At 44.2% G+C, this 15,424-nt stretch carries 16 protein-coding genes; 7 read left to right on the plus strand and 9 right to left on the minus strand.

Translation table 11 applies throughout. From position 1 onward, the window contains the following. Positions 1 to 54 precede the first annotated feature (54 nt). The 4 genes from QE357_RS20355 (at position 55) to QE357_RS20370 (ending at position 3,136) form a co-directional block, all read left to right on the plus strand. Complete coding sequence (locus tag QE357_RS20355) at positions 55 to 1,038, plus strand: aldo/keto reductase (RefSeq protein WP_309711602.1); 984 nt, start codon at positions 55 to 57, stop codon at positions 1,036 to 1,038. Between the two features lie 146 nt (positions 1,039 to 1,184). After that, a complete protein-coding gene (locus QE357_RS20360) occupies positions 1,185 to 1,826 on the plus strand; it encodes a flavodoxin (RefSeq protein ID WP_309711605.1) in 642 nt (213 codons plus the stop codon). 70 nt (positions 1,827 to 1,896) lie between these two features. Then, positions 1,897 to 2,628 carry a carboxymuconolactone decarboxylase family protein gene (locus QE357_RS20365; RefSeq protein WP_309711608.1) on the plus strand — a complete coding sequence of 244 codons (732 nt, stop codon included), beginning with the start codon at positions 1,897 to 1,899 and terminating at the stop codon, positions 2,626 to 2,628. Between the two features lie 25 nt (positions 2,629 to 2,653). Continuing rightward, the gene (locus QE357_RS20370; RefSeq protein WP_309711611.1) at positions 2,654 to 3,136 is read left to right on the plus strand and encodes a cupin domain-containing protein; all 483 of its coding nucleotides are present in this window, start codon (positions 2,654 to 2,656) and stop codon (positions 3,134 to 3,136) included. A 143-nt stretch (positions 3,137 to 3,279) separates the two neighbouring features. Here QE357_RS20370 and QE357_RS20375 read toward each other — a convergent pair whose 3' ends face one another. Beyond that, complete coding sequence (locus QE357_RS20375) at positions 3,280 to 4,344, minus strand: alpha/beta hydrolase (RefSeq protein WP_309711614.1); 1,065 nt, start codon at positions 4,342 to 4,344, stop codon at positions 3,280 to 3,282. A gap of 460 nt (positions 4,345 to 4,804) precedes the next feature. Here QE357_RS20375 and QE357_RS20380 point away from each other — a divergent pair, with 460 nt between their 5' ends. Then, positions 4,805 to 5,098, plus strand: a complete 294-nt coding sequence (locus QE357_RS20380) for a type II toxin-antitoxin system HigB family toxin (protein ID WP_309711618.1) — start codon at positions 4,805 to 4,807, stop codon at positions 5,096 to 5,098. A gap of 12 nt (positions 5,099 to 5,110) precedes the next feature. Beyond that, positions 5,111 to 5,494 carry an XRE family transcriptional regulator gene (locus QE357_RS20385; RefSeq protein ID WP_309711621.1) on the plus strand — a complete coding sequence of 128 codons (384 nt, stop codon included), beginning with the start codon at positions 5,111 to 5,113 and terminating at the stop codon, positions 5,492 to 5,494. A 73-nt stretch (positions 5,495 to 5,567) separates the two neighbouring features. Here the strand turns inward: QE357_RS20385 and QE357_RS20390 are convergent, their stop codons facing one another. The 4 genes from QE357_RS20390 to QE357_RS20405 form a co-directional block, all read right to left on the minus strand. Next, positions 5,568 to 6,473 (minus strand): DUF5677 domain-containing protein, encoded by a 906-nt coding sequence (locus QE357_RS20390; RefSeq protein ID WP_309711624.1) that lies wholly within the window; start codon positions 6,471 to 6,473, stop codon positions 5,568 to 5,570. Positions 6,474 to 6,506: 33 nt separating this feature from the next. Then, positions 6,507 to 6,905, minus strand: coding sequence for a hypothetical protein (locus QE357_RS20395; protein WP_309711630.1), 399 nt, complete (start codon positions 6,903 to 6,905; stop codon positions 6,507 to 6,509). A gap of 485 nt (positions 6,906 to 7,390) precedes the next feature. Next, a complete protein-coding gene (locus QE357_RS20400) occupies positions 7,391 to 7,543 on the minus strand; it encodes a hypothetical protein (RefSeq protein WP_409050276.1) in 153 nt (50 codons plus the stop codon). A gap of 101 nt (positions 7,544 to 7,644) precedes the next feature. Then, a complete protein-coding gene (locus tag QE357_RS20405; protein ID WP_309711633.1) occupies positions 7,645 to 8,328 on the minus strand; it encodes a mutarotase in 684 nt (227 codons plus the stop codon). 791 nt (positions 8,329 to 9,119) lie between these two features. Between QE357_RS20405 and QE357_RS20410 the strand changes: the two genes are divergently transcribed. Further along, positions 9,120 to 9,269, plus strand: coding sequence for a hypothetical protein (locus QE357_RS20410; RefSeq protein WP_309711636.1), 150 nt, complete (start codon positions 9,120 to 9,122; stop codon positions 9,267 to 9,269). Positions 9,270 to 9,763: 494 nt separating this feature from the next. Here QE357_RS20410 and QE357_RS20415 read toward each other — a convergent pair whose 3' ends face one another. The 4 genes from QE357_RS20415 to QE357_RS20430 form a co-directional block, all read right to left on the minus strand. Then, complete coding sequence (locus QE357_RS20415) at positions 9,764 to 10,693, minus strand: HipA domain-containing protein (protein ID WP_309711639.1); 930 nt, start codon at positions 10,691 to 10,693, stop codon at positions 9,764 to 9,766. A gap of 26 nt (positions 10,694 to 10,719) precedes the next feature. Next, a complete protein-coding gene (locus QE357_RS20420; protein WP_307144329.1) occupies positions 10,720 to 11,049 on the minus strand; it encodes a HipA N-terminal domain-containing protein in 330 nt (109 codons plus the stop codon). Next, on the minus strand, positions 11,046 to 11,255 hold the full coding sequence (locus tag QE357_RS20425; protein WP_309711646.1) for a helix-turn-helix transcriptional regulator: 210 nt from the start codon (positions 11,253 to 11,255) through the stop codon (positions 11,046 to 11,048). Before QE357_RS20425 ends, QE357_RS20420 begins: the two co-directional genes overlap by 4 nt. Before the next feature lie 312 nt (positions 11,256 to 11,567). Next, positions 11,568 to 15,326 carry a polysaccharide lyase family 8 super-sandwich domain-containing protein gene (locus QE357_RS20430; RefSeq protein ID WP_309711649.1) on the minus strand — a complete coding sequence of 1,253 codons (3,759 nt, stop codon included), beginning with the start codon at positions 15,324 to 15,326 and terminating at the stop codon, positions 11,568 to 11,570. Between the last annotated feature and the right edge of the window lie 98 nt (positions 15,327 to 15,424).

Genomic DNA, 15,424 nt, shown 5'->3' on the forward strand with positions numbered 1-15,424 from the left:
AAGATCGACTAACCCGCTTCGAAGGCCTAGAGGCGATTAAACCATACGGTATTTATGAAAAAAAGAATGTTAGGCACGAGTGGTCTGGAAGTTTCTACCCTGGGACTCGGCTGCATGGGACTTAATTTCGGGTATGCTAGCAACGTAACTAGTGCAGAAGCAGTCCAGCTGATTCGTGAGGCCTTTGAGGTGGGGGTTACTTTTTTTGATACGGCCGAAGCTTACGGCCCTTTCAGCAATGAAGAATTACTGGGACAAGCGTTAGCACCCTTTAGAAATGACGTAGTGATTGCTACGAAATTTGGCTTTAAGGAAGGCAAACCAGCCTTAGGAGCCGACTCTCGCCCGGAGACCATACGAGCCGTCACCGAAGCTGCCCTGAAGCGTTTGAAAACGGATGTCATTGACCTACTCTACCAGCACCGGGTTGATTCATCCGTGCCCATTGAAGAAGTAGCGGGAACGGTTAAAGAACTCATCGCCGAAGGGAAAGTAAAACATTTTGGACTCTCCGAAGCGGGAACCGCTACCATTCGACGAGCTCACGCGGTTCAACCCGTAGCCGCCCTGCAAAGTGAATATTCGCTCTGGTGGCGAGAGCCTGAAGCGGAAATTCTGCCTACGCTGGAAGAATTAGGTATTGGTTTTGTTCCCTTTAGTCCCTTAGGAAAAGGGTTCTTAACGGGCAAAATTGATGAGATCACTAGCTTTGCTAAAGATGATTTTAGAAATACTGTGCCCCGTTTTTCGCAGGAAAACCGGAAAGCGAATAGCGTCTTAGTGGATGTGTTGACGGCTAAGGCTAGTGAAAGAAAGGCTACGGCCGCCCAAATTGCTTTAGCCTGGCTCCTCGCCCAAAAGCCTTGGATTGTACCGATTCCAGGTACCACTAAAGTACACCGGCTGCAAGAAAATATCGCATCGGCCGAAATCATCCTAAGCGAATCCGATCTCCAGGAGATCAATCAGGCCGTTTCTCAAATTGAGGTGCAGGGCCGTCGCTACTCGGAAAGCTCACAAAAGATGATCAACCGTTAAGTAACGGATCTCTGTAAACGTTTACACTCTTCCGTAAGAAGCGATTCTTAAACATATCTATTTGAGGTTGACTTAGCCCAAGAATAGTGGCGTTAGAAAAGGCGTATTCTTGGGCTAAACTGCTTTCTCCTTAAACCCATGAAGCCATGCCACTCCATAGATCCTTTACTTACGTCTGCTGGGCCTTTATAGTCCTGATGGGCTCGTGCTCTTTTTTTCAAAAGGAAGTACCTACTTCTGAAATCTCCATAGAAGAAACCTCCCTTGATTCCGCGAAAATTTTGATTGTTTATCTCTCCCGCACCAGTAATACCAAAACACTGGCGGAAATGATTCATCACCAGGTAGGGGGCAAATTAGTTGCCTTAGAATTACAGACGCCTTACCCCGAAAATTATCAGGCTACGGTCGGCCAGGTGACTCGTGAAAATGAAACGGGATTTCTACCCCCTTTGAAAACCAGCATTAAAAACATGGATCACTACGATCTGGTGTTTGTCGGCTTTCCTACTTGGGGAATGCAGCTTCCCCCGCCCATGAAAAGCTTTCTAACGTCCCATGATTTGAGCGGTAAAACGATTATCCCTTTTAACAGTAATGGTGGATACGGTATAGGAAGTAGCTTTCAAACGGTTAGGGAGCTTTGCCCAAAAAGTAACGTGCAGGAAGGCTTTACTACGCAGGGGGGCATAGAGAAAAAGGGCATTCTTTTAGCCATTAAAGATTCGCGAGCCAAAGAAGTGGAAAGAGAGGTGATTCAATGGCTTCAGAAATTAAACTTGAAATAGCTATTCGTATACTGAATAGCGTTAGAATTGATTTGGTTTTTTAAATGCTTAACCCTTTAAACACGCTGCTATGAAGTCACTTAGCCTGATATTGACTCTATTTTCCTTACTCATTGCAGTGGGACATCAGTCCCTCTATGCCAATCAACACAAAGCATCTTCAGACAGCTTGAGTCGTAAACAGCAAGGCATCGTGGCCATTGCTTCATTAACCTCCCTAGGGAAGTTAGATGCTTTGGAATTAGCGTTAGCGAATGGTTTACAAGCTGGAATGACTATCAGCGAAATCAAAGAAGTGCTGGTTCACTTGTATGCGTATTGTGGATTTCCCCGCAGCATTCGAGGGTTACAGACCTTTATGAAAGTTCTCGAGCAAAGAAAACAACAGGGCATTACCGATGCTTCCGGAAAACAGGCCTCTCCCATTTCCAGTCAACTTCCAAAATATGACCGGGGTAAAAAGGTGCTTGAAACGCTGAGTGGACAATCCGATACGGGATCTCAAAGAGGGTACGGAGCCTTTAGTCCCGAAATAGATCGGTTTCTCAAAGAACACTTATTTGCCGATTTGTTTGAAAGGGATGTGTTAACCTACGCCGAGCGGGAACTAACGACCATTTCGGTTTTATCGAGCCTTGGCGGCGTAGAGCCGATGCTTCAATCACATCTGGGTCTTACTCTGCGGCAGGGAATATCGGAAAACCAGCTCAAGCACGTCTTTTCCATCATCGAAGAAAACATTGGCAAACCGCAGGCTGATGCTAGCCGAGCCATTTTGCATCAAGTAATCTCTACAAGATAATCCCAACCCTTCAAACGTTTAAAGAATGAAAAAGCAGCCATTCAGACTCATTATTACTATCCTATATGCCTGTTTAATAAGCAATTACCTGATGGCCCAATCCAGCAAGGAGTTAGAGTCTATTTTTCCGAAAGGGGATCGGGTCCCGGCTAATACCTTTACTGGGATTGCCTACGTAAAAATGCTGGTTCAAGCGGATAGTGCTTTCAACATTCCCGTGGCCAACGTTACCTTCGAGCCGGGTGCTCGTACCTACTGGCATAGTCATGCTGGAGGGCAAGTCATTATGGCGATGGGCGGCATTGGTTACTATCAGGAAAAAGGTAAGCCCATTCAAATTCTTAAAAAGGGTGACGTAGTTAAATGTCCTTCGGACATTCCTCATTGGCATGGTGCCTCTCCCGATACGGTATTTATCCAGGTAGCCATTACGCCTAATACCCTCCGAGGAAGAGTAACATGGCTACAGGCAGTAACCGAACAAGAATACAGAAATGTCTCCAAATGAGAGAATTCATTACATGAGTGGTATCAATAAAAGACCCTACGTCCTTAAACGAAGGGTCTTTTATTAGCCTATACTTAGGCGAATCTATACGCTGGTTACGCATCAATCCCAATTTTCTTTTGACCTCAAATAAGAGCTACGGATTATAAATTGGATTGATAAAAAGTAGCCAGCTTTTTCACTGCCTGATCTACATACGCTGGTTTCCAATAGGTTTCAATGTGCGTGGCCCCATCAAGTAAAAAAAGCTCTTTGCTCTTGGCGTTCACCGCTTGGCTGAAGACTTCATCTGTCATGTACTTGGTGTCTGCTTTACTACCAGCGATCATGAGTAAGGGTTGATTGATTAGGTCTGAATTGGTACTGGCATCCCAACTCATTAAATCCATCAGACTACTCAACGTATAGTTGCCACTTGAATTAGGGTGGGCGTGCGTTTTCCCATAGTAAATGGAGCCCTCTCGATACAACTCAAAGGGTAATTTGGCAATTTGTTCATCCGTTAAGGGAGCGGTGCTGGTTAAAGCATACTGCGTTTTGCCCCCAGCCGCTTCTATAGCCCGTGCCTGGGAAGCTTTCGCTAAACGCTGCTGAATCGTTGCCGTTTGAGAGTTCATAAAACCGTTGCGTCTGACCTGACCGGAATTAAACATGCTTAGCGTAGCCACTGCCTTGAACCGTTTGTCGGCCTGGGCTGCTTTCAACGAGTAGCCCCCACCCCCACAGATACCTAATAAGCCTAGTTTTGCGGTATCTACCCCTTGATATTGGCTCATGAAATCAGCCATAGCGTAGATGTCTTCGATACGGTTGGCAGGCTTATCAACGTACCGAGGGCTCCCCCCACTGCCACCTTGATAAGCGGCATCAGCGGTAATGGTAATGAAACCATTCTCAGCTAATCGCTGGGCGTACAACCCGGCTACCTGTTCTTTGACTCCGCCGTTGGGATGGGCTACTACCAGCGTTGGGTATTTTTTTGATGGGTCGTAGTTAGCGGGCGTATACACATTGGCCACTATTTCAATCCCATGGAGTTGATAACGAACGGGGTGAATGCTGACTTGTCCTTTCACATTTTCCGTAAGGGCTCCTCCATACACTAACCCAAAAGGGTTTTGACTTACGGTCTTTTGGTTCGTTTGTGCGGATGCATCCATGAGCAGTGATGCCGTAAAAGCAGTTACCAGAAATTTTATACCTTTCATTTTAGGATTGATTTAAGTGTATGTCAAGCAACGATACGCCTAGGGATGAAGAGAACTGATTTGCCTTCACTGCCTAGCTTCCTTTCTCACCAATCGCTTTTAAGTAGCACCAACGATGGGAAGTTGCTATTGGAGTATGGCTTTGACTCTACAAAGGTCTGAACGATAGAGAAATGGTTGGGTAGATGGATTACTGGTTCTAGTACCAATATTACTTTGAAAGAATAGTATAAGGGGATGCATTATAATCCAAGAGAACTCACTAATTCAAAGGAGAATCTTTTTAAAGCCTATTTATAAATATTCTATAACAACCGGGTAAATTACCCGGCTATTCGTATATTTGCATACTCGATGGTTTGCCTATGAGTATACCCTTGTGGGTTCTTACTATCGAACTGGCAGTCAACCCTTTAACTGCGATGTAACATGAGTAAGATTTTAACTCTCTGTATATCTAATGGATATTATTGGAGCCAAGCGGTTGGTGGACTTTACCAGAAAGCATAATGACGCGGGCAAAAGCCTGAAAGAATGGAATAGGATTGTTTTGCAAGCCGCATGGGCGAAGTCACAAGACATTCTTCAGGACTTTCCTAAAGCAAAGATTTTAAACGGAAAAAGAGCAAGGTTTGCGATCAAAGGAAATAGTTATCGACTCGTGGCTGAAATCAATTTCATCGATCAGGAAGTCGAAATCCGATTTGTGGGCACCCACGCAGAATATGATCGTATCGATGCTCTTACCATCTAACGAAACCAAAAAATGATCACTCAACAGTGGTTTCTTATTGAAAGTGAAACTGATTACGAGGCTGCCATGGCTCGTTATCAGGAAATTAAGTATGCTGAACCAGGAAGCATCGAGCATAAAGAGAAACGACTTCTAGTTCGGCTGATAAGCGATTACGAACAAAAGCTGGTAGAAGATGAACTACCGGAGGCCGATCCCGTAGAGCTGATTAAAATCCGGATGGAAGATTTCGGCTATAAACCAGCGGATCTGGCTCGTGCGTACGGAGATGATTCAACCGTAAGTAAAGTGCTGCATTATAAGCAAGCTCTTTCGCTGACGATGATTCGTAAATTCAGTGAATTGCTACGATTACCTGCCGAATTGCTCATTAAGCCCTATCAACTGAAGCGTTAAGTCCTTGGGGTGATCAGTACTAGTAATGGTACTGTCTCAATAGAGTAGATAAAAGAAAATTCATCAAATACGATTACAAAGTTAAAAAATCACCTCTTATCAACCGATAGAGAGAGAGGTATTCTGGTCTTTTCTGGGGTACTCGGTTTTCTAAATATAGGTTAAATGTTGAAAGGCAAAAGGTTAATGCTTCTTTGACAACACTTTTAGCATCTCTAGCGTATCTGATTTGAACAAACTCTGTCATCCCTTCAGCAGGTTTGTTATAGAGCCCATGCATCACTTTTGTTCCATGGATACTGCCGGAGTGTCCCCCATAGTGCATCTCATAGAGGGCAGATTCACCTAGGTACTCAGCTAATTTCTTAATGCTGGTAGGACCATTATAGAGATGATACCAGAAGATATGATTTCTAGTTTTTTTAACCTTTTGATACTCTTGTTCTGCGTCAATAAATTGAGGATAGCCCAGCATAGTCATTTTACTAGTTATCATCTTCTCAATCTCAAATTTCTTGGCAAGTTCTGATACGTTAATGTTGAACCGTTGGTCAGCATCTAACGTTTGCTGGAATGCTTTGCCTTGGGCAGTATCACTACTGTATTTATTCAATACATTGATCTCTTCATGGGTATGCCAAACTAGATAGGCCATACTCCGTTGATACGTAAGCTCTTTAAAAAGATAATCTAAATAAAACTTTGACTCAAGGATAGTTCTGATGATGAGCTTACAGGGATCAGTAGATGAGTGCCTGATAAGAATGGCGATTGAATCTAACAATTCAAGGATATTTCTAAATAATAATAAAGGAGGTATATTTTCTTCACCCCCTTTAGCTTGTTCCAAATCCCACGCATAGAGGTGCATCCCCAGGTTGGTAAATTCGCTCACTATTTCAGAAAGCCTATTCAGTTCGTTTTGAACAGATGCATCTATCGCTTGAGGAAGTACATCTGGGATAGGATTAATTTTCATCGGATTAATACAGTATAAATGATGAATAGATGACTAGTTCAGTTCTGCGATAGGCTTTAAATGAATTTCATCCACTCTTTTTTCTAAAGTTTCTAACCTCTGAGTAAACTGTTCCAATGCAGCAGTTAACTCTTCATAGCCCGGAAGGTCCTTCTTTTTATTCAGTAACCGCTTCATCTCATTGAATTCTGATGAATATCTATGAACGGATTGCTCAAGGGAAGGAACATTTATAGAAATAGGCGAATGCAATAGGATTCTTCGTACCATTTCAGAAAAGGTCAAATCTTCTCCTGTCCAGTAAGAAGTATCTCTCGAATCATGTAATCTACGTAGCATATCATATTGCTGCTGCGTCAAGCGAAAATTGACAACTCGTGAAGCCTCTCCTCGATCCGATAAAGTGGGTCTTCCCACATTTTTGTATGGCATTTTGAAATGTTTAATTGCTCTCTCAAATCTAATAATTTTGTAAGACAAAACAAATCGCTGTAAATCAGTATATTAAGTAGTCTATTTTAATTTTGTCTTACAAAATCGAATTTCCTGTCCTTTTTTCCAGCCTCTGTTTGCGAAACCTTTGCGTCATCAAAAACACACCCCCCATGGACAGAGAAATACAAGAATTCGAAGCAGATGGTATTAAGATAAAGGGATCTTATACGATCAAAGAAGTTAAAAGCCTTATTTGGTCAGTGCACTTGGCTGTTCTATCAAAAAGATTATTCTGGATCATTATCATTAGCGTAGTACCTCATTTTGTTCCAAATACAACCTTGGCCCGAATGTTAACGGAATGGATTCTTAAATCGATTAAATAGATAGGTTTAGAAGCCATGAATCAGTTGAAAGAAAAATGCTATGTTACCTCCTTGGCTAACAAATTCTAGCAATTAGTTAATCTGAGACTTGACCGATTAAGGAATACATTCAAGCTGTAATATAGAGGCATGCAGGTCAGCCAGAGTTCCCAGCACAAAGCCCCGTTTCTTTTTCTCGACCAGAGCTTTCTTGGTGCGGTCGGCAATTAACTTCCGCTCGTGCTGAGCCATTGTGGCTAGGATACCAATGGTTAGTGTATTGGCTTAGGGCCTATCACCGCCATTAGAGTTGAATCCCGGAAGCATGAAGGGTAAAAACTAGTAATTAACCCAGGTGAAGGGCTAAACCTTCATTGTAAGGAAAAGCGATCCAGAGTTTGTAGCTGCTTTTCTTTCATGTACCAATCATTACTTACCAATTCAAGGGTATCTACGCCAGTGGTACCAAAGACATGGGTTCGGTGTTCCAAGAGATAATTTAAAAGTTCTTCTTTCCGCTGGAGGGGCGATTGAAATCTCATTACCGTCGCATGAGCCGTCTGGAGTACGTACCGCTCATCCAGACTTTGCTGTAAAGCCGTAGTAGCAAAGGCCGTTCGAAGCCTGTTTCGGATTCGGGAAAGAGAATCATCCTGCCAAAATCCCTGAATCATGATGCCTGCGGGTGAAGCCGTAATGCCTGTAAAGTCCAGTTGAAAAGAGGTCTGATCTTTTAAGGCTTCTTTAATTACGTTACTATAATCGCTGGGTTGTATCTGTGAGAGGGCAAAACCTTCGTAACAGGAAATGATCGATAAGATGGTGATATGAATATCGGATGTGGGATAGTAGTATTGAGTAGGCTCAAGGGCTTGTAAAGGCTTAAGAAAGCATTGAATCTGGTCTACTACTGTTTTACTAGGGCGAGCAATTAGGGTAACTCCCCTTCTTTGATCGGAAGATGAACTGATAAGCGAGTCCAAGTGATATTGATCCAACGTTATTTTTTCGCGGGCATCTTCAAACAGTGCATTGTATCGCTGAGCTATATTCATTAGTGTATGCTTCTCGGGTGAGCAAGTGCTTTACTCATCCCTCAAGGGTCAAAAATGAGCGTTCGAATGATCGGGATTACCTATATCTACACGGTTAGCAGGCATGGACTAAGTGAGCCATCAGAAACAATGAAGGAGATTCTGTACGATTACGTCCAAAACATGACCGATTTCGCTCTTTAACCATTATTCTACTTCAGGTTTCATGCGTATGCCCTTTTACTTGATTGTGCAAAAAGTAAGGATGCGGAGTCTTACATAAGTAGTGAAAATAATCTCGAATGATTCAGAAGGGATTGCCTCATGCGTATATTCACTCGGCTGAATGACGCGAGATAGCCTCCTAAAAGTTTTTTGATGACTTGTCCTGAGCTTCGGGCCCCGAACCCGACCGTGCCTACGTTTAAGTCAAGCTTCCAATAAAGCATAAATTACCAAACCATATTTTAAAATATTTTATTAATTAACTATTCCACAGGGGCGAAAATCATAAAATTGTGATTTATAACATTTTAAAAACGCCCGTTCAAAAAATGTTATAAAACCTCAAATCATAACATTTCCTTATTTAAATGGATCATTAATCACTATATGCTATAACGCATTAAATCTATGAACGCTTCTATTATTAAATGTCAAAACTTTTAGGAAGGCTAGTAATTTCTGTACTTTACCTTGGATAGCAGATCAGGGGTATCGCGGAATTCCCTCAACTGCCTTCGTTCAAGAAGACAAAGACCCTCTAAGGAATGGGCACTCCAAATCCTAGTACCGTAGAAACTCCGTGGGTTATGCTTTCTGTCACTGACGGAGCTAATCTATTGGATGCGAAGTCATGGAAGAAAAATGCACTTCCCATCTTTCAACAGGCTCCTTCTCGCCATGTATTTGCTCCGGGTCATCATTGTTTCTTCAAACCTCCGAATGGGAAAGAGGACTGAATTTTATAGCATGCTAATTCGCAATCGGGTCAAGGTTGCGGGGCCGCTCGCTCACCAAGGGCACAAAAGTTTACCTGGCAAGCGAATGGCCTTCCCAATTTAGGAGAGCCTCTGGGCAGTGGAGTAGCCATTCCTTACCCTGCTAACTAGATAAGATTTTTGAAAGCAAAGGATTGGATCAACCTGGAAGGGCGTGAAAATGGCTCAATCCGGCTGGACTAGGCTGACTTTTATACCAGCTAACGGATTAAACGTTGGTAAGCTAAGCTTTTCGCCGAAAAAACGACCCCTTAAAGCTATATGACGAGCCTGTTACCTTGGGTACAACATCCCGAAAGTTTTAAAACTTTCGGGATGTTTATATTCATAGAACAAACGATTTGAAAAATCAGAAGAAAACATTACAAGTCCATGAGTAATGCTAAAAGCAGCTATTAATGATATATTATTTATATAAATTTAATACCATTTTTAATATAATTATGATATCATTATTAATCATAAACATCTGAATTAAAAGCCTTTATCCTCTGCCACCGATCACTCATAATCTGTCTGTACTGTTCTTTAAAGTCTTCGCTCAAAAAACTGATCTCGATTTGATGGAGCCATTGAGGAAATGCTTTTTCCATCTTTTTAAAGATATTGGTCTGCTGCCGTTCTTCTATCTTCAGCGTACGCATGGCTGTGACAAAATCCTGCCTTTTGATTTTTTTCTTTTTCCCATTCAAAGTAAGAGCTAGCTCTTCCTGATCGGCGGGGTTAACTAAGGCCGTATTTACCAGGTCGTAGGCCGGAGCAAGTGCCATTCCCAAGGGAGGCTGTTCCAGCAGGGAGAAGTTCTTTAGATGCATATCTGCATTTCCCGTCAGAAAAGAAAACAGCACCAGTTCAAAGAAATTTACGACATCCAGACCTGGATTCGCAGAAAATTTTTGAATAGTTTTTGCGATTTGTTCATAGCTACCCTGGTATTTATCCTCGGTTAGCCGTTCGGTCAGTTGACACATGTCTTCCATGGCTAACTTTCCTTTCGGGGTTCGATCTATACGTTTGGTAACGTAAGCTAAATGGCCTGAAGTTAACCTAATTAAGCTGTGTGGAGCCGTTTTAATCTTCGCCAGCTGAGCCAAGTGCATCGTCAGGTCCTCTACTTCTGGTAATTGAGGATAAAACGGCGTAGGAGGCTTTAAAATGTATCCGCCCCACAAACCAACGATGGTAAATCGTTGAGAACCAATACTGTTTTCCGTGATGTGAATAGATAATTTAGCCTGTACACCCGTTACGGCTGTTTGACTTTGAATGACCTCTTTTGCCAGGGGTTCCAAATCAGCTTCCGAATAGGGTAAATCGGGAGCGGTAGATCGGCCAAATATTTTTTTAGAGCAGGCTCCATGAAAATCGCCTGTCTCCTCTTCCAAAGGTTTATAACAGAATAAGCACCTTTTCATACGTCTTCCTCCTTCACTTCTTCTACACTGACCGCCCCAATGCAATCTTTACAGCAAGCCAGTAATAAACCCATGCGATCTCTGGGATTAAGTTTCCAGTTTTTCTCTGCGATCTCCAGTAACCAGCCCTCTGGAATGAGTCCATCGAAAAATGGGAATAAAACATTGGAGGTAAAAGCTTTCTCCTGTAAGGGCAATGTTAAACTGATAGGCTTAACTCCCTGGTTTTTCAGATAGTCTGAATCGTAGATGAAATGATACCCATTTTCATCCTGGGTCAGCCAACCCGCTACCTGGGTACCCATTTTTATGGTTGCCTTTCTCATGATTCATGATCGCGATTCATGAGGACTGGTCCGACCTCATATCCAAATAATTGCAGCACCTGATTTACTTTATCCAAACGCAGCGTCTGTTTTCCCTGCTCAAGCTCTCGAACAAAGCGTAAGCCTACGCCCGCTTTTTCGGCTAGTTCTGGTTGCGTTAAATGGACAGCTTTACGCCTTTCTTTGATAAACGTTGCCAAGTTCATAATATACCCTTTCGGGTACAATATAGCCTGTTTTATTTATAAATATAACCGATCGGGTATAAAAAATAGATAATGATTTAAAGTATACCTGATCGGGTATACTTTAAATCATTATCTATTTTCCAGAAGCAGGGTGATTATAGCTATCACTCAATTAAAGCCTATCCGACGTTCATCTGGAAATTAATACGTTATAGCTCCGAGCATTTGGCTTCTCTTAAAAAGACATGGGCTACAAAAGTTGAGTAGATGTCAAAGTCACTTAACTTTTGTAGCCCCTTTGGCATTGACTCTATCACTTTAGCAAACCTGCTAGTGGCGTAAAATGCGAAGCGTTTGCATTTGATTTTGATAGCTTATTTTCAAGAGATACACCCCTTTCATCAGGCCTGATAAGTCGAAGTCAAAGATTGCCTTTTGTTCGCTTTGACGCCCCAGGTGCTGACCCGTAGATGAATACAAATCGACCGTCAGGGGTTCGGTAGGCTCCTGATTCAGGTTCAATCGAACCCATCCACTCGTGGGATTAGGGCCTATGGTAAGAACTGGGGCGGGACTGGTCACGGCAATGATTCGCGACACGGTCTGCTTTCCATCCTCATCCGTCTGCCGAAGTCGGTAATAAAAAGTCCCTCCTTTTGCGGCATCTACATATTGGTAGTACGTCCGCTTTTGAACCGTCCCCTGGCCTACAAGCTGGTAAATACGCTCGAAATTCTGAGCATCTCTGCTTCTTTCCAGTTGGAAATAGCGGTTGTTTTTCTCCTGAGCGGTCGCCCAGTTCAACTCAATAGATTCCTCAGACAGACGCTTACCCTCAAAATGCGTTAATACTACGGGTAACGATTGGGCAGCAGCTTTCGCAATCAACTGCGGGCGAAAGGTGGTGTTGCTTTGCTCGCGGGAAGAAAACTGGGCATCCGTTGTACTGCCCGAGTACGTAGAAATGATTTTGATACTACCCAATAATGGGTTAGCTCCCCCACTAAGTCTTTGTTTATTACGAACCCATTCTGTTACATCCAGCGTCACGAAGTTTCCCGCCGATGTGCCCAAAATCTCGCCCAGTTTCAAGGAAGGCGAAGGCTTGGTATTCCAGGTAATTCCGCTTTCAGTCCAGGTTTGGTCGGCAACCTCATAGCATTCCCAGGTAGTTTGGGTAATACTGGCTCCGGCGTAGGGAACGTAGAGTTGTAAGAGAACCTGACCAGCGGTTGAAGGCAAACTCGCCAGATCAAATTTCAAAAATACCTCTCGTTTGGTGTTATCACTTGCGTCATTTTTAAGGGTTAATACCGTTTGGGAACCATAATTAGTAGCCGCACTAGCTCCGCCCTGCACGTAGGCATCCGCTACCGAAGTAACCCGGGCTAACTCTTGGTCATACGCTACTACGCTGGGATACAACGTAAGCTGAGGCCGCTGACTGGCATTTGCATTTTCCCGGGCGGTAAACTGGGCATCGGTGGTACTTCCGTAGGCGGAAGAAGAAACACGTAAGGTCAGGATTTGGTCCTTGGCCAGCCGGGCCCGAACTGCGTTGGTAATTTTCAACGTTACATACGTTCCCGCTACGGCCCCTTTTACTTCACCAATCTTACCGCCGGGCAGAGGCCGGTTTGACCACGTCAGTCCCGTTTCTGTCCAGGAATTATCCGCTACGTCGTAAAATTCCCAGGTGGTGTTGGTAACCGTGGCATTGGCATTATTGACTCGCAGACGTAAAATTGCACTATCTAAAGGAGCATTAAAACCGCTTAAATCAAATTTCAGGTAGACTTCCCTTTTATACCCTTCGGCATCGTTTTTAATAGCCAGCGTGGACGCAGTGCCGTAATTGGACTGTTGATAGGCCGCTCCGTCCCGTACGTAGGTATCAGCAATAGCGGTCAGGGTTACGGGGCTATCGGCGACGGGTTCCGTATAGTTGGGCGATGAACTGTTGATTAGGCCTTCCACACTACTACCAGCGGTACCATTGGCTTGAGGAAGCGTAAATTTCACCTCTTTCATGACCGGTAAAGCCGCCGATGAAAGTCCCACTTTTAAGGTCGTCGCGGTCTGATTGGGATCAGCAGCCACAATCGCTACCTCAGAAGTAGTTACGTTCTTGAGCAGTAGCGTACAGGGTTTATCTACTTTCAGGGTAATACCCTGAGCACTAAAGCTTCCGGCTTCGTAAAAAATGACCTGCCATAGATCAAGGGTCCGATTGTCAACGATTTGTACGGCTGGCGTATTAGCGATAATCGAAAGGTGGCTTCCTGAATAGGCGGCCATCTCGGTAGCGTTTTTACCCGGTAAAACGACGTAGGCGTAGCTAGTATTCGCGGGAGAGGTGCCGTGAGGAATCCATAGCTTAAATACGTCTTTACTAATGACATCGGAAGCGTAACCCGCGTTAATGCTGCTCCAGCTACCCGTCTGAGCGGCCTGACGCACTCGGAGTGGCGAGGCACTCGGGAAGTAGTACCCAACCTGATCGTGATGAATCCATTTGACGGTTCCACCAGCATAGGTATAATCTCCCGATGGAACAACAGCAGCATTATTGCCGTCGGAAACTGTGACGGGGCCCGTTAACAGACACTGATTCAGCGTGGTATTAATAGCCTGAGTAGCCGACGATGAAATGCCTGCTCCCAAACAAACCACTTCGTCGTCAAAGAAAAACCAACCCTTACGAGCCGTGGTACTGTAATCGTTCATTCGGTAGCAACTCACCCCGTAGGTTCCATCGGATACGCCGCCCACAAAAGAGGTCATGCCAGGATTTACGCCCCAGCTCGTTCGAACCGGATAGGTGGTGATTTCAGGAACCGTGATTCCCGGCAGCTTATTCCAATCCCACACCGGATAGATATTATAGTACTCATCTCCTTCCACACCAATGAAATTGACGCCTTCCGTTAAGTAATACCCTTTTAGGTTTTCATTATTCCCGCTTTCGGATTTAGCCGTTCGGGAAGAGACGCTACGCAGTCCAAAGAGATACCCTGGCCGCTGGTGAAGCGTGTAATCGGTTCGCCAATAGTGCTGATGCTGAGCATTTATCAGGTACGAAGGAGCCGCCTGCCCACGCATACGACTCAGGGCAGCATCGTATTCCGAAGCATAAGTCGATAGATCTATCCCTTTGACTCTTTCAATCAAATTCGCATCCGCCATTCCTGTGTTGGGACGAGTAATGCCCCGGCCATAGACGTTAAAGTCATTGTATCTTCCCCGGGCTACCTGCATAAAGCCTTTTCGTACATACGACGAAAAAACGGCGATCTGCTGGGCGGTAAAATTGTAGGAAGTCCCGGTTACATAGGTGCCGATGTTGCAAACCCCTGAGACAAACTCCCGCCCGTATCCGTAGATGTATAACTGCTGACCGTGAGCCGTGTACGAATAATCAGCCTGGATGCCTTCGCCCGAAGTTATTACTAGTGTCTTGCCCGTTTCAGTAACGGCCTGCGATAAAGGAGTGGCATTTTGCGTCAGACACGCCCGCATGATGTAATGCTGAGCAATATCGGTCAAATTGGAACCTGTATTACCCGGTGAAGTCGTAATGTTCACCCCCTTGGTCATCCAGGTAATCATTTGGCTTTCCAAACTGGCATCAAGACCCGGCTGTGGACCGTATCGCATATAAATTAAGGCGTTGCCAATGTCTTTGGGTAAGGTAATGGCGTAATAAAACCAGTTGGAACTTACCGGAGCCGGATCCAGGCTCAGCCAGTAATTCATGGTATGAATGACGGCCTGGCGGACCTGGGTATTTCCGTAATAACTGCTGCTGGTATTAGAATACGCCTTGGCTAGGGTATTCATTCGTGTGAAGTGCGTGCCGGGAGCCCAGCCCGAAGGAGTACTGGCATTGGAATAGTCAATGTCTGACCAGGAACCATCAGCATTGATTGACGACAGTAAGCTAGCGGTAGAAGCATCTAGCGTGGTTACATTGGTTCCCGCCTGAAGTCCCGCAAAGATGCGGTCCATAATGATTTTAAAATCGCCAGTGGCCTGGCCCCAGCCGGAGAAACCCAGCAGCAAAAAACTGAGTACATACAGGTATTTCATAGATTGTTTTAGTTTAGAAAGCAATTGTTTATCACTCAACCAAAACTACAGAGCAGGCCTTTTTTGAAGGGAGGAGAATCCGAAGTAAAAGGGGAGAA

Origin of the sequence: Siphonobacter sp. SORGH_AS_0500 (assembly GCF_031453245.1) — a bacterium.
Classification (GTDB): domain Bacteria; phylum Bacteroidota; class Bacteroidia; order Cytophagales; family Spirosomataceae; genus Siphonobacter.